We start from the raw sequence: 18,676 nt of genomic DNA, 5'->3' as shown, positions 1-18,676 counted from the left end.
ACTGACTAAAGTCATAAAATGAAAAGAACAAGCCAGAAATCGGCTTGTTCTTTAATTTTTGTAATAGAAGCATTACTGGGTGAGTATAAGCTTCTCAAGTGGGCTACCTCACGATGAATACTATCCTAATGGATTGTTATGTTAGCTGCATCGTTGTGATACAAGTATTGTCATCTTTAAAAGTACTGATTTCAGATTCTGCTGTTTTGCCATCATGCTCAATTTTCACTTGATATGTCCGATCTCTCGGTAACCATATATCGATAAAACCATTCTCCAGAGAAGTAATCGTTTCATCCATCACTACAGTACCTTCTTCATCCTGAATAAACACATCGAAGCTTTTTTCTACTAATTCCCCTTGGCACCCTGTTAAACTGTGGATTGCACATTCATGTGTGGATTCAACAAACGGGGCAATCGAAACAAAAAACTCGTCCTCTGGAAGGTCAAAAGTAGTCTCTTTACCTTGATCAGTCACAATGAGCTCATGAGATGTAATAGATGCATTTACAGTTTCGAAGCTACCCACACTATATGAATGAACTTTTTCTTTGATATCCTCTGGCACCGCTGCATTCTGTGAACCAGTATCATTGCTGCAAGCTGCTGTCACCAGACTTAGTAATAACCCCGAAACTACTAGCAAACCCTTTTTCATATTTATGCACCACTCCCGTTTTCTATCATTAAAGGTCAAATTATTTTGATTATATCACATATTTAGTAGGATGATGAGTCGCTGAATTTAATCAGTCGTTATCTGGACGATGGCCATATATGCACAAAGGAATAAAATCGTAGCAGCGAGCCAAGAGGTGCTCACTTCATGATCTAATAACGAAGTCTCATGGAACCGCTCGTTTCATAAAGCTGTGAACTTATGAGTTTCAAATCGTTCCTTGCGGATATGCTATACAGATATAGCTACATACGAAAAACATCAGCAAAAAAACCTCTCTCACCTCAGGAGGTTTCTTTAAAATCCAAAATTCGGACTCCCATCAAAAAATCCAGAAAACAAATTAAAAAGCCAAGGACTGTATAAAAAGAACTTTTATATCTTCTATGCAACGCGCCGCAAAGCTCGTCGTAATTTAAGAATTTTCGTTAACTCGGACGTGCTGGTTCAAGTGGTTGATCATTCAAGCTAGGGGAGCATTTCATGTGTTCGTCCTCCAGACAGAAATAAACTATCTTGGCACGCAAAAAGAGACCCGATTGAACTTGGTCGGGTCTCTTCTTCAATTCCTTTAGGGCATACGCCTATACTCTTCTGCGTCCCCAGCCAAACACTTTTACGTGCACAATAGCTTTGGTTACCCAATGCGCAAGTATATACAGCACAATAAACAAGATTAACAACGGCCTAAACAAGTAGGCTGCCACAACCCAGGTGAGCAGTATCTGCCAAGGCTTCATCTTCCGCAAAAATTTGAGCGGCCATAAAAAAATTCTTAAAAGAACTTCGTTATGTTGAAGCGCTTCTAAATACTCATCCTGGCACTGTTTATCATCCGGATCCAAGCGAACGGCATTCCGCATATACGTCTCTTTCAGCTTGTAATCTCCACGCTCGCCAGCTGCCCAGCCGAGAAAGAAAAATACTTCAGACGATTCCGTATTATTTCTGAGAGCGAGTTTTTCCAATCTGACCGAGTCCTCAAAATTCTTGAGCAGTGCTTCTGTATAGCTCAACAGAGCAAGATAAAGCGGTTTTTCGGGACGCAGCTCAAGCGCTTGCAAAAGTGCCTCCTTCGCTTGACTCGGCTTGCCGGATTTATTGTACAGATTTGCTTGTAAATAATAATATTGAGACTCGTAGGGATCTATCCGCAATGCTTCTTGCAGAGCTTCATGACAAGCCCGGTCCTGATCAGTCATGTAGTAAACACGAACCCGAACATACCAAGCCAGCACCTGCTCCGGATCCCGGCTAAGCGCCTGGTTGGACCACTGCAATGCTTTATCAGGCTCGTTCATTAACAGGTAAATTTCTGAGATTAGTGCAAAAACATCCGGATCCTCCGGTTCCTGACTTAATAGCTGCTCAGCTTCCTTTAATGCTTCTTTATACCGCCTCCATTCGATAAGCTGCCGTGCCTTTGCATACGCGGCGTTATCATGTGTACTCACCACTTGCTCCTTCACCTCCATCATTCCATTATGACTTTATGCCTTTATTCTTAATGTAATCCAGCACGATCTGATAATCGCGGTTTACATCGCTAAAAGTGGCGTAATTTTTGGCTGTAGTAAACCAATCCAGCGTCGTTGCCTTCCGGCCCTTTGCCGATTTCTTTAAATCATCCTGAGTAATGGGCTGAATCTCCCCTTTTTCAAAGGTACGCTCCATTGCTGACTCTACAGCATCTTTGACTAACTGCTCTAAATCAGCTCCCGAATAATGATTTGTCTCTGCAGCAATTTTGGCCAGGTTCAGTGAACCCAGCGGCTTGCCGGACAGCTTCAGTTCCAGGATGGTCTGCCGCTCAGCTTCTTCAGGCGGCGGTACAAAAACAAGATGATTAAATCGCCCGGGACGTCTCAAAGCGGAATCCAGGTACCATGGTGTATTGGTTGCTCCGATGACGAACACGTTATCGTTCTCTGCCTGCAGGCCGTCGAGCTCAAGCAATAATTGATTAACAAGCATACGGTCATGATGCTGGCGCATCTGATGACGGCTTCCTCCTAGCGCGTCGATTTCATCAATAAAAATAACGCATGGCTTGTTTTCCCGCGCTTTTTCGAATATATCATGCAGGTTATGTTCACTCTGGCCCGTATACATGGATAGAATGGACTGCAGCTCGACATGAAAAAAATTAGCATCAATCTCGCCTGCCACTGCACGCGCCAGGAACGTTTTGCCGCATCCGGGAGGCCCGAACAAGAGCAAGCTCCCTCCGGCATGTTTGCCGTATGCAGCAAATACCTCCGGCTGCTGCAGCGGCAATATGAAGTTCATTCTGATTTTTTTCTTAACCTCTTCCAGGCCCCCGACGTCGGCAAACGTCTCCTTGGGCTTCTCCGACTCAACAAGAGCTTGATCCTCTTTACTGAAATGAATAAGCTTTAAATTTTTGCGCCTTTGCTCTGCTAATTCATCACGATCTGACATTCTGCTCTCTCCTTATGTAATATTTTCTTTTAAGTTTAGCACAATCCCATAATTTAGGGTAAAATTCGGCAGTTTAGTAATGCGCTAACACTTTATTATATGAAGCTGCACTATCGTAGATTAACCATCAAAAAGTCCTTTATCTAACTTAGCTTTCATGCAATATACTAACTCCATTATCATCAAATTGAATAGTATAAGTCTTATTTTGACCCCATCCATCGTAATGTGCCTCGATTTCAATTCTATACTTTCCGTATTCAGTCAATGGAATGTCTTCGATTATTTCCTTCTTAACATATAAATCAATGTCTTCGTCCAGAATATTTTTAGCCAATTGTTCGACTTTGTTTCCTTCTATAAATGGATACATTCGGTATTGAAGTATCACGTTACTATGTAATTCTGCATTTCTGTTCACAGTCATTATTAATTTATTCGCTGCTTCCTGCTTGCTAACATCTACTTTAAAGACACTGAATTGTGTAGATAGCTCTATTGGAAAGGGACTAGGAGGTAAGGGTTCTTTTTGAGAGTTATTCTGTGATTCCCCACTCGAACAGGAGCTAATAATTAACCCTAATAAAAGAGATATAATTAGGCGTGTCTTTTTCAATCTCTCACCACCCTTATCAATTAAACCGATAGAAGCAACATGAAATAGAATTATTTGAAATTTTCCGGATTTTCAACGTACCATTCGGTTAAGCCGCATTGTGAGCATACAAAAGGAATTAGTGTACTACTCTCCTTATTGGTAAAATACTTCACTGGTTCTCTTACTGCTGATAATTTCCCTCTTCCACCCACTGCTCTTGAACGAGTCATTTTAATATTACACTTTGCGCATTGATGCTCCACTCAGAATTCACCTCTCTTAATACTTATCTTCCCAAATATCTACAAACTCATATTAGAAATTAAATAGGTATGTGCATATTTCTCCTTTATTTCATTCATTATTTTTAGCCAGTTTTCATCTGCATTGGACGGGTCTTTCAAATCATCTTTACTAAGATTTAATTTTAGATATGATGTAATATCATTTAGCTCTAAACAAATCTGCTTCCACTTTTCAAAATCATCTTCAGTACGTATCATATCTAATAGAAAACCTTTAAGCTGTTCAAAAAATAATCTTGGGTGTATTTGAGTCGCTGCTAAAGAGTTTTCAGCAACACTGTAATCCGATGCTATTTCTAGCAACCAGGTTTCTACTCCCTCTCTTGCATCAGGCGGATCCTGATTAATCAGCTCCATTATTTTTTCAATTTTGAATTGTGGTATTTCCATTCCATAAAAATAAAAATTATCAATTTGATTCATATGCCTCTTATTATTTTGTAATTTATAATCATGAATTTTGAAAAATGAATAGCAATTAACCATAACAGAAACAATCAAACAAACAGAGAGTAACATTACGAGATGTTTCTTTCTCATTTTCATCTCCTTTTTCAATAAAAATTCCCAAAGCGTGAAAGAAAGCCCGACAAATAAATTAACTTTTTTGCCACTAAGCCCTGATCTTTCACAAATAAATACGGTTAAAGCGATTGTCCTAATAATAATATTGATTCAATAGGAAGAGGGATAGAAAATGATGCTAAAGGTCAAGTTAGGAATACTTATGTTTATAGCTGCCTTAATCTTTACTGGTTGCAGCCTAAGCAAGACTGATGTGCTGGAAGAGTTCACTTCGAAAGAAGAAGGCAAATATTCAATGCGAATTTTTTCGAATTCCCGAGATTGGGAGTTTGAGGTGAACAAGGTGCATAATTCCGAACCAGGTCTTCTTAATTACATTGAACAAGTAATAATATATTCGGAGAGCGATAAACTGAAATCGTTAAAAGCATTAGGTCTCGAGGAAAAGGTTCCAGTTATACTTATCTTTGATACCGAAAAGTTGGTGTTCCATACAAATGACCCCGAGGAACTTAGGAAATTTGCCAAAAAACTTGAAAAGTAGTGCCGCTCATCACCGTAGACAAATTGAAATATATTCGTTGTTAGATGAATCCATATGGAACTTTCTACAGAAATCCATCTCTATATACGGAACATCATTTTTAATATTACCCAGATAAAATTTTAAAGCTTCTCTGTCCCATTCACTCCAGTTAATATAATTATTTGAAACCAAAGCTTCTATAAAATGCTGAAACCACTCCAAACTGTCTAAGATTAATAAAATCAGGTAGTTCTAGAATCCGCCTAAATCTTTAAGGCTTGATTGTCTAATATTAAAATCTTGCGCGGCTTCTTTAAGCATTTCTCTGTCAGCATGGTGCAGCAAGATTTCATCCTGTCCAAAATCGGCAATACATTGGAAGCATATGGGTAACCCCTTCACTTGGCCTCCGGGCAGGCTGATGATCGGTAAACCTGCGTACTTCCAGATTGCTGTCATACCCGAAAACCACGTCCTTCATAAGCGGAGCAACATCCCCTTGAGTTGGTGAGATCCAGAGGTCAATTCCTTATGCCATCGCTGACTTCTGCCTACTACTCCTCTTGATATGTTCTGCTCTACTGACCAATATCCTGCTGCAAGCAGGTACATTCTCACAGGATAATCCGGTCTCGACTGCCGAATCAATAAAGCGTTTATGGATAATATTAGTGGATTAGTTCATTAAAAAAACGGTATATTATTTTGGAATTAATAGCAAGTCATGAAAGGTCTACCTTATAGATTAGGGGAGGTATCGATATGGACAAGAATCCTTTATATAAAACTAACATTATAGGTGCTGGTGAGGTTGGTTCTGCCATCTCGGTCGATATGGACAAAGATTCTGTATACAAGACAAACAGTTCCTATTGGGATATAAAAGGCAATGACTTCTTAGGAGCTATCGTGCTTCCCTTATACGGATCATTTGTCTCCGAAGAAAAATGCCAGCTTTTTGGCGATGTTTCAGGAAAAAAGCTGCTGGAGATCGGCTGTGGAAACGGTCAATCCTTACAATATCACGGGGAACGCAATGCCTCTGAACTATGGGCGGTGGATATATCGGAGAAACAGATCGAAAAGGCAGCGCAGCATTTGAAGTCATGCGGTCTTTCAGCAGAATTCATCTGTGCTCCCATGGAAGAAGAATGCGGTTTACCCGCGGATTATTTTGATTATGTGTATTCGATTTATGCTATTGGCTGGACCACCGACCTTGAGGGGACTTTTCGCAGGATTGCTTCCTACCTTAAGAAAAACGGTGTATTTATTTTCAGCTGGTCTCACCCTATCCACAAATGTGTTGCTGTAGAAAATGATATGCTTGTCTTTAAAAAATGCTATTTCGATGAATCCTGGTATTCGGTGGCACTTGATGAAAATGTACTGATGCTATCGGATCGTAAACTATCCACCTATGTAAATGCTCTCTCCAAAGCAGGATTTGTTATTGAACAAATGATTGAGGAATCTGATGAAGAAATGATAGGGTCTCGAAACAAGCACAGTGATTTTGCCCAAAAAGCAAAGATGCTGCCTGTAACTTTTGTAATCAAAGCAAGAAAGCTATAATCTATCGATCGTTATAAACCTATTAGGAGTCTTGTATATGGACAGATTAAAAAAGGAATTTGTGTTAAATCTCTGTGTTGTCTCGTTTCTATTGAGTTTTTTGTACAGTGTCCTTATTGTCAAAATGAATAATCCGTTAGACTCTGGAACTCCATATGTTAGCGACCCTGGTGAAGCCGTTGTACTTACTTTGTTCTTTCTAATACTGTATGTGCCTCATCTCGTCATTAGTTTACTCAGTTATGCCATTATCAAACAAGCAAAATGGTCGATAACAAAAAGGCTTTTCCTGTTTAATGGGATAGGACTAGCTTTGTTAGGCATCTTATATTTTATATTCAGAGAAACAATCGTATTCTTCTTGATTTTTTCCTTTGTCGTCTTCTCAGCTATATCCATTCTTAATGCTCGTAAAATGTCTTAACAAAAAACCACTAATTCATCAATCATAGTATTTCGTTCAAAACCCGAAAGACAGATCCACTTTATAAAGTGTCTATCTTCCGGGTTACCGTTCATTTCATCAATTTGTAACCACAACTTTTCTAAACTGTACTGCTAAATCTGCAGCCCATTGCTTGTTGGCATCCTTCGTACGTCCCGCATTATGCGGGGTATGCACAACAAAGCACGAATATGTTCAGCTGTAACTAAGCCTCTCGTCTGCTCGGTTAACGGAACCATTGGTGCGAAGATATCCGCATCCTTCACAAGCTCATTCAGGTCATATTCCTTCCTGGCACCTGAGCGGTGAAAACATGGTTCACTTGCATAGGGATCCCATGCTGCAACTTCAGCGCACATGAAATGTACAAAACTTGCGTAGCGGCTCGCAATATACCTCCCCTCTCATGAACTTTATCTAATAGATTTATGTATATGCTCGCTAATCATATTGGTAGCCTTAAAGATCGTTAATCAGACTACCTAGTACGAATAATTTACTCTATTCATAAATGCAATCCCAATAGGTCAATGTAGCTAAATATGCAAAAAGACTCACTCCAATTTCCAACAATTGGAATAAACCTCTTAGTGATTTGGTCATGTTTCTGCTTCACTATTAAAATTTCCAGGATACTCGATTTATCAACTACTAATCAGTTTCAGTAGCGTTGTTGTTTTCAATATCAATAACCTCTCTTACTGTTTCTATGAAAGATAATATGATGGGTGACAGCCACTTGTCCTTATGCCACAACATCTGTGTATACACGTGTAAGTCCGGAATTTGCCATGGAAGGGCAATGAGTTCGCCCCGTTCAACTTCGGCTTCCGCTACGATTTCAGGAAGAAAGGCAATACCGATTCCCGAAATGGCACATTGTTTAATGGCTTCAGCACTTTGAAACTCTAAATACGTGATGCTATCGATCCCCTCTTTCTCAAATCCCCGGTCAAACATGGTTCGATAAGGACATCCCTTTTCATTCGTCAGGAACACTTCCCCGTGAAAATCCTCCAGCTGGAGTTCAGTTCGTTTCGCGAATGGATGGTCTGGGGAGGCAAACAAGCGGAACGTTTCTTCGAGCAGCGGTTCCACTGCAAGTCCGCTCGAACGAATGGGTTCATCCAACATAAAGACGACATCCGCGGTCCCCTCAAAGAGTGTTTGCTTAAGTTCCTGATTGGGAACGGAGTGGAAGATAAGACGCACTCCCGGATGCCGCGAACGAAATAGCTGAAAGACAACGGGTAACCGGTAGACGGCAAGAACCTCGTTAGCACTTATCGTTAGTGTACCGCTTAGATTTTCATTATCATGAACGACACTGCGAGCTTCATCCAATTTATTTAGAACGTCCTGTGTATGTGTTAAAAAGCGTTCACCCGCTGTTGTGAGAACGAGCTGCTTGCCCAAGCGGTCAAAGAGACGAACACCAAGCTCTTCCTCTAAAGCTAAATGGTTGATTTCAACATGAAGGGAGCAACTAACAATGGATTATGAGATTTTTGATTTAGGTAATGTAACCTTGCAATCTGGAACGACGCTGCCTAGCGCTTTTCTGGCTTATAAGACTTATGGGAGATTGAATGAGAATAAAGATAATGTCATCGTCTATCCAACTGCTTTTGGCGACACGCATGTTCAGAATGAATGGCTGATTGGAAACGGCGTGGCACTGGATCCGCAAAAATATTTCATTATCGTTCCTAATCTGCTGGGTAACGGGATATCTTCTTCTCCCACAAATACGCCAGCCCCATTCGACCGGGCTAACTTCCCGCAGGTAACGATCTATGACAACGTGAAATTTCAGCATCGGCTGGTGACCGAAAAATTCGGCATTCAAAAGATTGCTCTCGTTGTTGGGTGGTCCATGGGAGGCCTTCAAGCGTTCCAATGGGGTGCAAGCTACCCAGACATGGTGGAACGAATCGCGCCTTTCATGGGAATTGCCAAGCCATGGCCCCATACATTTGTGGTTCTGGACAGTATGAAGGCTGCGCTGCTGGCTGCGGTAGGCTTCGATTCAAGCAAACTAGACCAGCTGACATCTACCGACATGCGTGCGGTTGGCCGTGTATATGCGGGATGGAGTGTATCTGCGGCGTTTTATCGAGAGGAAATTTATCGCAAGATGGGGATTGATTCATTAGCAGCTTTTATGGCTGGTGTCTGGGAAGACAGCTTTATGCAGATGGACCCGCACAATGTCCTTGCCATGTTATGGACAGGCCAACATGCCGATATTAGTGCAAACTCTACGTATAACGGAGATTTCGATAAGGCGCTAAAAAGCATTAAGGCACTTGCCTGCGTCATGCCAGGGAGCACGGATCTCTTCTGTTCAGCGAAAGATAGTGAATACGAGGCAAAGCTTATGCCAAATGCTGTTCTTAAGCCTGTCGAATCGATCTGGGGCCATTTTGCCGGTCGAGGAATCAACCGCGCTGATAATCAATTTATTGATGATAACCTAAAACACTTGCTAGCGCTCAGTAAATAATACGAACTGATTATTCATAGGCTCTATCATTAAGAGCGCCTCCTTGATGTATTTTCGGATTAAGCATCATACGGAGCGCTCTTTTGTTTTCTTATATACACAAAAAGCATTCTTGAGATACTATTATGTAAACTACTTCTAATTCGACCAAGGAGAATAGTCTATGAATATATCGGATCTTAATCAATTAAGAACCCTATTCGCTGAACATAGCAATGAATATCTAGCCCAGAAAATGAAAGCTTATATGAGAAATCAATTTGAGTTTTTCGGCATCCAGTCTCCATTAAGAAAAGAGTTAACGAAGAAATTTCTTGATGAACATGATTTTCCCACTGAGGATCAGGTTGTTGAGGTCATTACGAAGCTTTGGAGCATGAACGAAAGGGAATTGCAAAACGCGGCGCTGCAGATCATGGACATGAGAAAGCGAAAATTTCACTTGGATGACATCAAGCTTATTGAACAGATGATCATCAATAAATCTTGGTGGGATACCGTTGACCATATTGCTTCCAATCATGCAGGTCATTATTTCAGTAAATACCCGGAACAACGGAATATTGCGGATGAATGGATTCAATCTGATAACTTCTGGCTTCAGAGAACCGCTATATTATTTCAATTAAAATATAAGCTGGATACAGATGTCGACAGACTATTCCACTATATTCAATTGACGGCAGACTCCAACGAATTTTTCATACAGAAAGCGATTGGTTGGAGCCTTCGCCAATATAGCAAATACAATCCTGAGTCTGTGATCCGCTTCGTACAGTCTAACACGTTGTCCAATCTAAGCAGGCGGGAAGCCTTAAAAATAATAAATAAGACTACCCAAAACATTAGTTAATACTATTAAAAATTAATGCCATTAACGATGATCGTACTATTTACTTTTCCTAAGGACCTATTGAAATTTTCACTCTACCAGAGCTGTATTAAATCGAGGGTCTCCCGTTCAATGCACATAATGCACCTGTGTGACAAATGATTCTTCATACGACTGCTTCGAATAAACATGACTTAGCTGTATTTATCACTTTTGCCCTTCACTTGCCAAAGCATAATTGGGATTAGTAACAGGGCGAGAATACTTCCGGTAATCGAAAGTGCCGCATAGCTGGAATAAGCAACCACCATTCCGGATAGCACCCCACCCGATGCTCCGCCTAGGGCGATTAATACATCAACAGAGCCCTGCACTTTTGCCCGGTTAGTTGGAGTGGTTGCATCGACAATTAATGCTGTCCCGCTAATCAAGCCAAAATTCCAACCGATTCCTAACAGAGAAAGTGCAATGATTATGACGAACATCGAATCCGCCGGAGCAAGAGCAGCAACTATGCCGGCAATCAACAGTGTTACTCCGGAGGCGATTGCCATCGCCCTCCGCCCGATCTTATCTACCAAAACACCGGTGATCAGGGACGGTAGATACATGGAACCAATATGAAAACCAATGACAAGACCCACTTCCCCTAATCCGTGCCCGTGATGCCGCATATGTACCGGTGTCATGGTCATAATGGCTACCATGACAATTTGCGTGATGATCATAACGGTTGCTCCAGTTACGATTCCACGTTTTCCAGTCCCCGTATCTAATGTTCCTTTAACAGTGGAATGACTTGGAGTGTTTTTCTCCTGAATGACAATAGCTTTCGCTACAAGTAGAGGATCTGGACGAAGTAAAGCAAGTAAAACCATTCCTGCAAGAATATATGCTGCGGCAGCCAACAGAAAAGGTCCAGCTAAACGGGGAATACCTATCGATAATGCAAAATCACCCGTCACATTCACCAGGTTCGGACCTGCTACGGCGCCAAAAGTAGTGAACACCATGGCGATACTAACAGCAGTCGCCCGCTGCTTGGAGTTAGCCAAGTCTGTACCGGCATAGCGTGCTTGCAGATTCGTTGCCGTACCTGCTCCATAGATCAGTAACGAAACGAGCAGCAGTGTAATACTGTTGAAAATTGCAGCTGTTACAACCCCAATGGCTCCCAAGCCGCCGACTAAAAAGCCTAAACCCAATCCAAGCCTTCTTCCGGAGCGCTGGGAAAGTCTGCCGACCAGAAAAGCCGCTCCTGCTGAACCTAATGTAAACAATGCTGTTGGAACTCCTGTAAAATTATCTGTTCCGAGCATATCCTGAGCTAATAGAGCTCCTACCGTGATTCCAGCTGCAAGGCCAGCGCCCCCAAAGATTTGCGAAAGAATAATGACCATTAATGTCCGCCGGTACAATTTATTCTTCTTTTCCGGAGAATCAACATAGCTTTGAAAGGAGACTTGCTGCTTTCTAATTTCTAATTCTGAAGACATTTGGGATTCAACTCCTTCCACGATTTAATGCCTATTTTTATATTTCGAATTTCTCTTTGCTCTTGTTATTAATAAAAGTGTTCCAGTCATGAACTCCCTTGTCCAAGTGTGCGGCCTCAATTCCTTTTTGTTTTAAGAGCTCAATTGCCTTGATCGACATTAAGCAGTACTGACCTCTGCAATATGCCACCACCTTATTATTCGTCGGTAACGAAATGAATTGCTCAGCCAATTCCTCAATTGGAATTGAAATTGCACCAGGAATATGAGCAGCGTCATACTCGTCTCTCGGCCGAACATCAATCAGGGTAACTTCTCCCGATTCAATAAGCTGCTCGAGTTCTTCCATGGATACTCCTTCGGCATCTGGCTTCTGACCTAAGAATTCGTTCTTAATGTGCTGCACCTCAGTTAACTGTTTTTCTGAAAGTCCGTATAAGGAATCTAAAAAATTCAAAACAGCAGGATCAGCCAGCTCATAAATAACAAAGTTCCCCTGCTTCTTGTACTCAACCAATTTTGCATGATGGAGCGTTTGCAGGTGTTGAGAAACATTGGCTACAGTCATGGAAGTCAATTTCGATATACTTTCAACCGATTTCGGTCCTTGTACTAGTACATCCAGGATTTCTAATCGTTTAGGGCTGGAAAGGCATTTACCGATGCGGGCAATTTCTTTGAATAGTTCATCTTTAAAGTCTCTTTCTTTCATTATTTATCACCTCAACTATTCAATTAAGTTATTGAATAGCTTATTCCTTTTTGAATGGAGAGTCAATGGTATTAATCCTATTTAAAGTATATTTCAATCAAAGTATTTGATTCGTAACATTACCTTGACAGTCATGGTAGTGTGACGTATTATGCAGTTACGAGGTGATTTTATGAGCCAGAACAAAATAACATCTGACCTACTGCGCGGACATACCGATACCATGATATTACGGCTCTTATCCGAGGCTGACCGATATGGGTACGAGATTGTCAAGATCATTGCCGAGCGCTCGGGCGGCGAGTATGAATTAAAGGAAGCTACCATGTACTCCAGTGTTCGGAGGCTTGAAGCTGACGGTGATATCGAATGGTATTGGGGTGATGAATCTCAGGGCGGACGGCGTAAATATTTCAGGATTACCGAAAAGGGCAAAGCGACATACGCTCACAACAAAAGCAATTGGGAATACGCAAAAAACGTGCTTGAAAACTTACTATAGAGGGCCATATGTTATGAATGATAAATTAAACAGATATTTAAACGGTGTATTCGCGCCATATGATGGAGTAAAAAGTGCTGCCGAATTAAAGAATGACCTGCTCTTGGATTTACAGGAGCGTTTTCGTGAACTTAAAGCTGAGGGCAAGGACGATGAAACAGCTTTTGAGATGACCATTGACAGCATTGGCGACATTGAACAAACGGTACTAGAGGTGGCGAACCTCTCCCGCTCTCTCGAGCGGAAGGTACAGATAAACCTCCATGCCATTGATCTTCAAGAGAGTGACTTTGCAGGTGTTACTTTACACAAAGGAGAATTCAAAGTGTCCGAGCTGCGCGGAGCCGACTTTGCCGGTGCTGACTTGACCGGTACCTCGTTTGCAACCTGTAATGCGCATGAAGCTAATTTTGACGGCGCGAATCTGACAGATTGCAGCTTTTCCATCACAGACCTTGCGAATGCGAGCTTCAATAAATCGATCCTTGTACGCACCAGCTTCAACATATCGGGGCTGGACGGAGCCAAATTCTCACATGTAAAATTGACCGACGTTACACTAACCAAGACTGATTTAAGAAAAACAATCTTTGAACGTTGTATATTTTCAGGAGTGGATTTCAAACTTTCAGACCTGCGAGGAATGAATTTTGAGGGACAGACCTTTATCGGTGTCAAGTTTGACAAGTCTGCAATGAACGACGTTTCCTTTAGAGGAGCGACACTCAAGAATGTATCATTCCGTCTGCCGTTTTCTTTGACAAACAAATCTCACCGCGATTTCAAAACCGTCTGCTTTGATGGTGCCACGATGGATAAATTGACTTATGCCGCGCTTAAAGGTCTATGGGTTGCCGATTTGTCAAAAGTTACGGTTATTTAAGGAAGACTAATATGCTGCACAAGCCTCCTAAAGATCATCAAGTGCATAAATTGTTATAAACTCATGAATACAAGTAAGATAGAGCCATAATCGAATCCAAGGCTTCCGGGAATATTTCGGGAGCCTTGGATCCTTAAAAGCCCCATAAATTTTTAATTCAGATGACCGATACATAGTTATACGGATTGATATTGATTTAAAAAGGAGAATGAAGATGACAGATAATGTGCTTGGAAGATTTTCCGAAATGCATGACCAATTCATTGCAGATTGGCATGCAGCCATGAATTCGGGGGATACTTCCGCTTTGGAACTGATGACGGATGATTATTATGCTGCATTCTTTAATGATGCCAAGGAAAAGCCCTTGTTCTTTAATACAGAGGAATCTGTCAGCGGCATGAAAGATTCAGTCAGACAGCTGCTTGGCGGTAAGAAAATCTTTAATAACCGACTGATCCGTTTAAAGGACAATGAGAATGCAGCTGTATTTTACGACCTGTCGATTGAATTTAACGGCAATGTAGTAGCAAGACTGTTTACAATTGAAAATTGGCAGCTCATTAACACAAAATGGCTCATCGCTAGTGAAATTCAACAACGGATTAATTAATAATGAATTGGTTTACATAATATTGTTTTCGTTATCCTCTTTAGTGAAATCTAGTTTTCCTACTCCTCATATATCATTTTTCGCGTCATTCCGCCGTCCACAACAAGATGCGCGCCTGTGACAAATGAATTGTCCGGGTCGGTGAAATACATGCAGGCCCGTGCGATATCCTCAGGTGTGCCAACACGGCCGGCGGGATGCTGGCGGTGATCGAGGTCACGAAGTGCACTGTAATCTCCCGTTTCAATCCAGCCTGGACTGACACAGTTGACGCGGATATGGTTCTCGCCATACGAAACCGCTAGAGCATGGCTTAGCGAAACAATCGCTCCTTTAGAGGCAGCATAGGCTTCTGAATTGGGTTCAGACATTAGCGATCTCGTGGAGGAAATATTGACAATCGCTCCACCTTCCGGCTGGCGTTTCATTACTTTTGCCACTTCCCGAGAGGCTAGAAAAACGCTGCGCACGTTCGTGTTCAGCACATCATCCCATTCTTCGACTGTTAGCTCGTCAGGCGATTTAAATCGGGACACTCCGGCATTGTTGATGAGTATGTCTATACGCCCATATAGTCGCTCACTTTCGAGTATGAGGCGCTGAATATCCTCTTCTTCTCGGACATCACAACGGATATAGCTAGCCTGTCCCCCCATCCCCTGAATCGACTCTGCCACAGCATTACCCGTCTGCTCATTCCTCTCAGCTACAACGACACAGGCTCCTCGGTTCGCATAAGCCTCTGCCACACCTCGTCCAATTCCTTGGCCCGCTCCTGTTACAATAACTACTTTTCCTTTAAACGACATGTTTCTGCCCTCCGTTTTCTATATGCTACGGTTGTTCCTATATATAATTCTATTAAAGCTATACGTATATTGTTCATTAAGCTTCTCCGTTATGTTCTACTCAGGAAAGCAATGAATGCCGGTGCCAAGAGCTCCTACCTGCACTGGCTTCTGTTTCTTGGCCTTAGCCAATGTGAGAGCTGGAGGTCGGACAGCTCTGTCTTGCCCATAACTTCTTAGAGTAGACGGTAGTAAGCCGGAAAAGAGAACAACCAGCCAAGTATAATTGGGGTCATTTCAAATCCCCTTGACTGGTTGTATTCCATATAAATTTTATTAAGACGAAGCTAAACCGGTGTGTGCCGGACCACTACGCCAGTACTTTATACAAATCCGATTTGACGGAACCATTTACCGCAAAGAGCAGACCACTGCGAAACGGATGGATCCCCATCAGCCAGTCCAAGTCCGTGCCTTCCTTCCGGAAACACATGAAGCTCATAAGGCACCTTATTTCTGGAAAGAGCCTTAGCATATTCAAGACTATTCTCCACGGGCACTGCGCTATCATCCGCTGTATGCCACAAGAAGGTAGGTGGCGTGCCCGGGCTAACCCTTAAATGGTTGGATAATTCATCCAGGAGCTGTATATCATGACCATCCCCGAGCAGATTTAGGATCGATCCTTCATGACTAAATTCGCGGAAGGATATAACCGGATAACAGAGCACCGCTGCATCCGGTCGGGAGCTGCAGGTATCAATCGGATCTTCGCTTCCAAGGGTGCCGGCAGCTGCATGGTTGCAAACCGTCGCAGCCAGATGTCCACCGGCAGAGAAACCAAGGATGCCGATCCGTTCCGGATCGATACCCCACTCTTCCGCATGGAACCTCACGAGCCGGATTGCGCGCTGGGCATCCATCAATGGATAGGGATGGCGGTAGGGAGCGACGCGGTAATGAACGACAAATGCCGAGAGGCCGATGCTGTTCAGCCACCTGGCGACCGGTTCTCCTTCATGCTCCGCTCTCATACTATATCCCCCGCCAGGTAGAACAAGCACCGCAGCACGGGGCTTGTCTCCTTTAAGTAGATAAGGCGTCATCCCCGGAGCGTTATCCCAAGCTCCCTGAACTGAATGAATGCCCGGTGCTTCTTGTTCCCAAAGCTTCATCATACTCTCCACTCTCACCTTTCTTGAAGAAGGAATATTCCAATCAGTGGTCATTCTATTTACACCAACTGACTTCTTCGACAGAATTGCGGCTTATTCCTATGCCTCAGTTCAGAACAGGCGTTTATTATTTTTGGTCGTATGGTAATGGTGCATATGGTGATACCAGTTTTTGTTCACGCATTTCTTCCCAAAATGATGCTGGAATGACCGTGTGCAGTGCAGCCGTGTCTTCAGCAATTCGTTCAGGTCGACTAGCACCCGGAATTACAGCTGCAACCGCTGGATTAGCCAAAGAGAATTGCAGTGCAGCTGCCTTGATGCTGATATGGTGACGATCTGCAATGTTTTTGATTTTTTCCACTTTGTTCAAAACTTCCGGCGATGCTTTTTGATACTCAAAGTGAGTTCCACCAGCCAGAACGCCTGAGTTGTATGGACCTCCCACAACAATGTCCATCTTGTTCTTTACAGCCGCTGGCATTAGCCGCTGTAGCGCATGTTCATGGTCTAGTAAAGAATAACGTCCAGCCAGCAAGGATACATCGGGCTTAGCCTCTTCCAACTCCAGCATGACTTCAATCGGTTCTACCCGGTTTACTCCGAGTCCCCACCCCTTAATGACTCCTTCTTCACGCAGACGGGTAAGCGTACGAAACGCTCCTGTTCGAGCCGTTTCAAATTGGGAAATCCATTCATCCCCATAAGCGTCTTGTGCTACATCATGAATATATACAAAATCGATCCGATCTGTATTTAGACGTTTCAAGCTATCCTCAATCGAGCGAAGGGTAGCATCCGCGCTATAGTCATTAATAATTTTATTCTTATACCCATACTCGTAAAGTTTACCTTTGTTTCCTTGGTTACCTGCAGATGAATCCTCCATTACATCCAAAATAATGCGACCTATTTTTGTACTCAATACATAATCATCTCGTTTTTTTCCCGACAATGCTTCACCAAGACGCTTCTCTGCTAAGCCAGCTCCATAAAGCGGGGCTGTATCAAAGTAACGAATCCCACTCTCCCAAGCCGCATCTAGCGTGGCGATCGCTTCTTTTTCCGGGACATCACGGTACAAATTACCGAGCGGTGCAGTACCAAAACCTAGTTTCCCTTGCAGTAAGTCTCTTATCATATGAGGTGTCCTCCTAAGAAGTTGTTTTAATCTATTGAATGTAGACCCTATGAAATAATTTAACCAAAATAAGCCTGGCAGATATAAGAATGTCTTATCCATTAATAAATAGAATAATCTAGTTCATCCCCATCAGGAGTAACTAACTGAAATACAGTCGCCTCAAGATCTTTATCGGGCTTCATGTTCAGTCTATTTACAGTAATTGCTTGAACACCCGTTCGTTGCGGTCTAGCCACAATTAACACTTGATTTCCCTTTGATACAACTCTCTCGATCTTTGCTTGCATTATAACGACAACGATCTCATTCACCCGCTCCTCTTGACTGGGCCCTTTCTGTTCTACATTTAGGTCACTTAACCCTAAATTATTCAGAAAATCGTACATGTTCGATAACCCAACTGCAGATGTTGTAAAAATCCTGTGCTGTGCATAAAACAATCTTAAAGGCATATATGACCAACGTCCTCCTGCATATGTACTGTGCCATTGTTCTTTATATAAAGGCCGCTTCCAATGGGGTTCATCCAGGATTAGCCTAAACGGCAGTTGAAAGCCGGTAAGCATTACATCTTTAGATGTTTGCATCTTTGATGGAAATGGACGTTCTAAATAAGGTGTATCCATATGTGTAGGTATTTCAGGTTCCAATTTTCTTAATCGGTTTATAAGATCATCTTTCTGTGTATTTGATGGCTTTTCTTCGGCAGCTATTGTATTCATTTTCAGTGCAAATGCTTTAACTTCATTTCCGTAGCATACCGTGGACTGTGTAATTATCAATGTTGAAAGGATTACCCTGTTAATTAATAATTTCAAATTAAACTTCTCCTTCGTCAGCCTGGTTTTTCTCATCACTATCATTAATCTCCCCCTCTGAATTTCAGAGCATTCATTTTGAATGAAAAGTTAGACAAAATGAAGAACT

The 18,676-nt window shown here is 42.2% G+C and carries 20 protein-coding genes and 1 pseudogene; 7 read left to right on the top strand and 14 right to left on the bottom strand.

What is annotated here, in order from left to right; translation table 11 throughout:
- Nucleotides 1–136: 136 nt before the first annotated feature.
- The 5 genes from BN1234_RS03285 to BN1234_RS03265 form a co-directional block, all read right to left on the bottom strand.
- The gene (locus BN1234_RS03285; protein ID WP_054955228.1) at nucleotides 137–661 is read right to left on the bottom strand and encodes a CueP family metal-binding protein; all 525 of its coding nucleotides are present in this window, start codon (nucleotides 659–661) and stop codon (nucleotides 137–139) included.
- A 605-nt stretch (nucleotides 662–1,266) separates the two neighbouring features.
- Nucleotides 1,267–2,136 carry a tetratricopeptide repeat protein gene (locus tag BN1234_RS03280; RefSeq protein ID WP_245640077.1) on the bottom strand — a complete coding sequence of 290 codons (870 nt, stop codon included), beginning with the start codon at nucleotides 2,134–2,136 and terminating at the stop codon, nucleotides 1,267–1,269.
- 28 nt (nucleotides 2,137–2,164) lie between these two features.
- Nucleotides 2,165–3,124, bottom strand: coding sequence for an ATP-binding protein (locus tag BN1234_RS03275; RefSeq protein WP_054955227.1), 960 nt, complete (start codon nucleotides 3,122–3,124; stop codon nucleotides 2,165–2,167).
- Between the two features lie 148 nt (nucleotides 3,125–3,272).
- Nucleotides 3,273–3,740 carry a hypothetical protein gene (locus BN1234_RS03270; RefSeq protein WP_054955226.1) on the bottom strand — a complete coding sequence of 156 codons (468 nt, stop codon included), beginning with the start codon at nucleotides 3,738–3,740 and terminating at the stop codon, nucleotides 3,273–3,275.
- Between the two features lie 284 nt (nucleotides 3,741–4,024).
- Nucleotides 4,025–4,567, bottom strand: a complete 543-nt coding sequence (locus tag BN1234_RS03265; protein ID WP_054955225.1) for a hypothetical protein — start codon at nucleotides 4,565–4,567, stop codon at nucleotides 4,025–4,027.
- 157 nt (nucleotides 4,568–4,724) lie between these two features.
- On the opposite strand from BN1234_RS03265, the gene BN1234_RS03260 reads away from it, so the two are divergent.
- Nucleotides 4,725–5,096 carry a hypothetical protein gene (locus tag BN1234_RS03260; RefSeq protein ID WP_054955224.1) on the top strand — a complete coding sequence of 124 codons (372 nt, stop codon included), beginning with the start codon at nucleotides 4,725–4,727 and terminating at the stop codon, nucleotides 5,094–5,096.
- 234 nt (nucleotides 5,097–5,330) lie between these two features.
- Here the strand turns inward: BN1234_RS03260 and BN1234_RS03255 are convergent, their stop codons facing one another.
- A complete protein-coding gene (locus BN1234_RS03255; RefSeq protein ID WP_054955223.1) occupies nucleotides 5,331–5,537 on the bottom strand; it encodes an amidase family protein in 207 nt (68 codons plus the stop codon).
- Nucleotides 5,538–5,840: 303 nt separating this feature from the next.
- Here BN1234_RS03255 and BN1234_RS03250 point away from each other — a divergent pair, with 303 nt between their 5' ends.
- Nucleotides 5,841–6,653: a class I SAM-dependent methyltransferase gene (locus tag BN1234_RS03250; protein WP_054955222.1), complete on the top strand. Its 813-nt coding sequence runs from the start codon at nucleotides 5,841–5,843 to the stop codon at nucleotides 6,651–6,653.
- 558 nt (nucleotides 6,654–7,211) lie between these two features.
- Here the strand turns inward: BN1234_RS03250 and BN1234_RS23025 are convergent.
- A complete protein-coding gene (locus BN1234_RS23025) occupies nucleotides 7,212–7,490 on the bottom strand; it encodes an NAD(P)-dependent oxidoreductase (RefSeq protein WP_370733782.1) in 279 nt (92 codons plus the stop codon).
- Nucleotides 7,491–7,749: 259 nt separating this feature from the next.
- Nucleotides 7,750–8,553, bottom strand: a pseudogene (locus BN1234_RS03240) (LysR family transcriptional regulator); the annotation flags it as partial.
- A 37-nt stretch (nucleotides 8,554–8,590) separates the two neighbouring features.
- On the opposite strand from BN1234_RS03240, the gene BN1234_RS03235 reads away from it, so the two are divergent.
- Both BN1234_RS03235 and BN1234_RS03230 read left to right on the top strand, forming a co-directional pair.
- Nucleotides 8,591–9,604, top strand: coding sequence for an alpha/beta fold hydrolase (locus BN1234_RS03235; protein WP_054955219.1), 1,014 nt, complete (start codon nucleotides 8,591–8,593; stop codon nucleotides 9,602–9,604).
- A gap of 163 nt (nucleotides 9,605–9,767) precedes the next feature.
- Entirely contained in the window at nucleotides 9,768–10,457 is a 690-nt protein-coding gene (locus BN1234_RS03230; protein ID WP_054955218.1) for a DNA alkylation repair protein, read from the top strand.
- Nucleotides 10,458–10,630: 173 nt separating this feature from the next.
- Here the strand turns inward: BN1234_RS03230 and BN1234_RS03225 are convergent, their stop codons facing one another.
- Together BN1234_RS03225 and BN1234_RS03220 are read right to left on the bottom strand one after the other, a co-directional pair.
- Entirely contained in the window at nucleotides 10,631–11,932 is a 1,302-nt protein-coding gene (locus tag BN1234_RS03225) for an MFS transporter (RefSeq protein WP_054955217.1), read from the bottom strand.
- A 37-nt stretch (nucleotides 11,933–11,969) separates the two neighbouring features.
- Nucleotides 11,970–12,644: an ArsR/SmtB family transcription factor gene (locus BN1234_RS03220; RefSeq protein ID WP_054955216.1), complete on the bottom strand. Its 675-nt coding sequence runs from the start codon at nucleotides 12,642–12,644 to the stop codon at nucleotides 11,970–11,972.
- A 172-nt stretch (nucleotides 12,645–12,816) separates the two neighbouring features.
- Between BN1234_RS03220 and BN1234_RS03215 the strand changes: the two genes are divergently transcribed.
- The 3 genes from BN1234_RS03215 to BN1234_RS03205 all read left to right on the top strand — a co-directional run bounded on the left by BN1234_RS03215 (nucleotide 12,817) and on the right by BN1234_RS03205 (nucleotide 14,642).
- A complete protein-coding gene (locus BN1234_RS03215) occupies nucleotides 12,817–13,146 on the top strand; it encodes a PadR family transcriptional regulator (protein ID WP_054955215.1) in 330 nt (109 codons plus the stop codon).
- A 13-nt stretch (nucleotides 13,147–13,159) separates the two neighbouring features.
- On the top strand, nucleotides 13,160–14,029 hold the full coding sequence (locus BN1234_RS03210; RefSeq protein WP_054955214.1) for a pentapeptide repeat-containing protein: 870 nt from the start codon (nucleotides 13,160–13,162) through the stop codon (nucleotides 14,027–14,029).
- 214 nt (nucleotides 14,030–14,243) lie between these two features.
- Nucleotides 14,244–14,642 carry a hypothetical protein gene (locus tag BN1234_RS03205; RefSeq protein WP_245640076.1) on the top strand — a complete coding sequence of 133 codons (399 nt, stop codon included), beginning with the start codon at nucleotides 14,244–14,246 and terminating at the stop codon, nucleotides 14,640–14,642.
- A gap of 59 nt (nucleotides 14,643–14,701) precedes the next feature.
- Here the strand turns inward: BN1234_RS03205 and BN1234_RS03200 are convergent, their stop codons facing one another.
- The 4 genes from BN1234_RS03200 to BN1234_RS03185 all read right to left on the bottom strand — a co-directional run bounded on the left by BN1234_RS03200 (nucleotide 14,702) and on the right by BN1234_RS03185 (nucleotide 18,612).
- Nucleotides 14,702–15,451, bottom strand: coding sequence for an SDR family NAD(P)-dependent oxidoreductase (locus BN1234_RS03200; protein ID WP_054955212.1), 750 nt, complete (start codon nucleotides 15,449–15,451; stop codon nucleotides 14,702–14,704).
- A gap of 362 nt (nucleotides 15,452–15,813) precedes the next feature.
- Nucleotides 15,814–16,605 carry an alpha/beta hydrolase gene (locus BN1234_RS03195; RefSeq protein ID WP_054955245.1) on the bottom strand — a complete coding sequence of 264 codons (792 nt, stop codon included), beginning with the start codon at nucleotides 16,603–16,605 and terminating at the stop codon, nucleotides 15,814–15,816.
- Nucleotides 16,606–16,732: 127 nt separating this feature from the next.
- Complete coding sequence (locus BN1234_RS03190; RefSeq protein WP_054955211.1) at nucleotides 16,733–17,746, bottom strand: aldo/keto reductase; 1,014 nt, start codon at nucleotides 17,744–17,746, stop codon at nucleotides 16,733–16,735.
- Nucleotides 17,747–17,847: 101 nt separating this feature from the next.
- Nucleotides 17,848–18,612 (bottom strand): hypothetical protein, encoded by a 765-nt coding sequence (locus BN1234_RS03185; protein WP_054955210.1) that lies wholly within the window; start codon nucleotides 18,610–18,612, stop codon nucleotides 17,848–17,850.
- Nucleotides 18,613–18,676: the final 64 nt, after the last annotated feature.

The sequence above is a fragment of the Paenibacillus dakarensis genome (assembly GCF_001373415.1).
GTDB lineage: Bacteria > Bacillota > Bacilli > Paenibacillales > Paenibacillaceae > Paenibacillus_AQ > Paenibacillus_AQ dakarensis.
Note: the sequence above shows the minus strand (reverse complement) of the source record. Positions and strands in the feature narration are given on the sequence as shown.

Excerpts from the sequence above, each read along its gene's own strand:
- BN1234_RS03200 (WP_054955212.1), bottom strand. The coding sequence starts at position 15,451 with ATGTCGTTTAAAGGAAAAGTAGTTATTGTAACAGGAGCGGGCCAAGGA.
- BN1234_RS03185 (WP_054955210.1), bottom strand. The coding sequence starts at position 18,612 with ATGATAGTGATGAGAAAAACCAGGCTGACGAAGGAGAAGTTTAATTTG.
- BN1234_RS03190 (WP_054955211.1), bottom strand. The coding sequence starts at position 17,746 with ATGATAAGAGACTTACTGCAAGGGAAACTAGGTTTTGGTACTGCACCG.
- BN1234_RS03205 (WP_245640076.1), top strand. The coding sequence starts at position 14,244 with ATGACAGATAATGTGCTTGGAAGATTTTCCGAAATGCATGACCAATTC.
- BN1234_RS03285 (WP_054955228.1), bottom strand. The coding sequence starts at position 661 with ATGAAAAAGGGTTTGCTAGTAGTTTCGGGGTTATTACTAAGTCTGGTG.
- BN1234_RS03220 (WP_054955216.1), bottom strand. The coding sequence starts at position 12,644 with ATGAAAGAAAGAGACTTTAAAGATGAACTATTCAAAGAAATTGCCCGC.
- BN1234_RS03255 (WP_054955223.1), bottom strand. The coding sequence starts at position 5,537 with ATGACAGCAATCTGGAAGTACGCAGGTTTACCGATCATCAGCCTGCCC.
- BN1234_RS03250 (WP_054955222.1), top strand. The coding sequence starts at position 5,841 with ATGGACAAGAATCCTTTATATAAAACTAACATTATAGGTGCTGGTGAG.
- BN1234_RS03230 (WP_054955218.1), top strand. The coding sequence starts at position 9,768 with ATGAATATATCGGATCTTAATCAATTAAGAACCCTATTCGCTGAACAT.
- BN1234_RS03265 (WP_054955225.1), bottom strand. The coding sequence starts at position 4,567 with ATGAGAAAGAAACATCTCGTAATGTTACTCTCTGTTTGTTTGATTGTT.
- BN1234_RS03225 (WP_054955217.1), bottom strand. The coding sequence starts at position 11,932 with ATGTCTTCAGAATTAGAAATTAGAAAGCAGCAAGTCTCCTTTCAAAGC.
- BN1234_RS03210 (WP_054955214.1), top strand. The coding sequence starts at position 13,160 with ATGAATGATAAATTAAACAGATATTTAAACGGTGTATTCGCGCCATAT.
- BN1234_RS03195 (WP_054955245.1), bottom strand. The coding sequence starts at position 16,605 with ATGAAGCTTTGGGAACAAGAAGCACCGGGCATTCATTCAGTTCAGGGA.
- BN1234_RS03235 (WP_054955219.1), top strand. The coding sequence starts at position 8,591 with ATGGATTATGAGATTTTTGATTTAGGTAATGTAACCTTGCAATCTGGA.
- BN1234_RS03215 (WP_054955215.1), top strand. The coding sequence starts at position 12,817 with ATGAGCCAGAACAAAATAACATCTGACCTACTGCGCGGACATACCGAT.
- BN1234_RS03275 (WP_054955227.1), bottom strand. The coding sequence starts at position 3,124 with ATGTCAGATCGTGATGAATTAGCAGAGCAAAGGCGCAAAAATTTAAAG.
- BN1234_RS03260 (WP_054955224.1), top strand. The coding sequence starts at position 4,725 with ATGATGCTAAAGGTCAAGTTAGGAATACTTATGTTTATAGCTGCCTTA.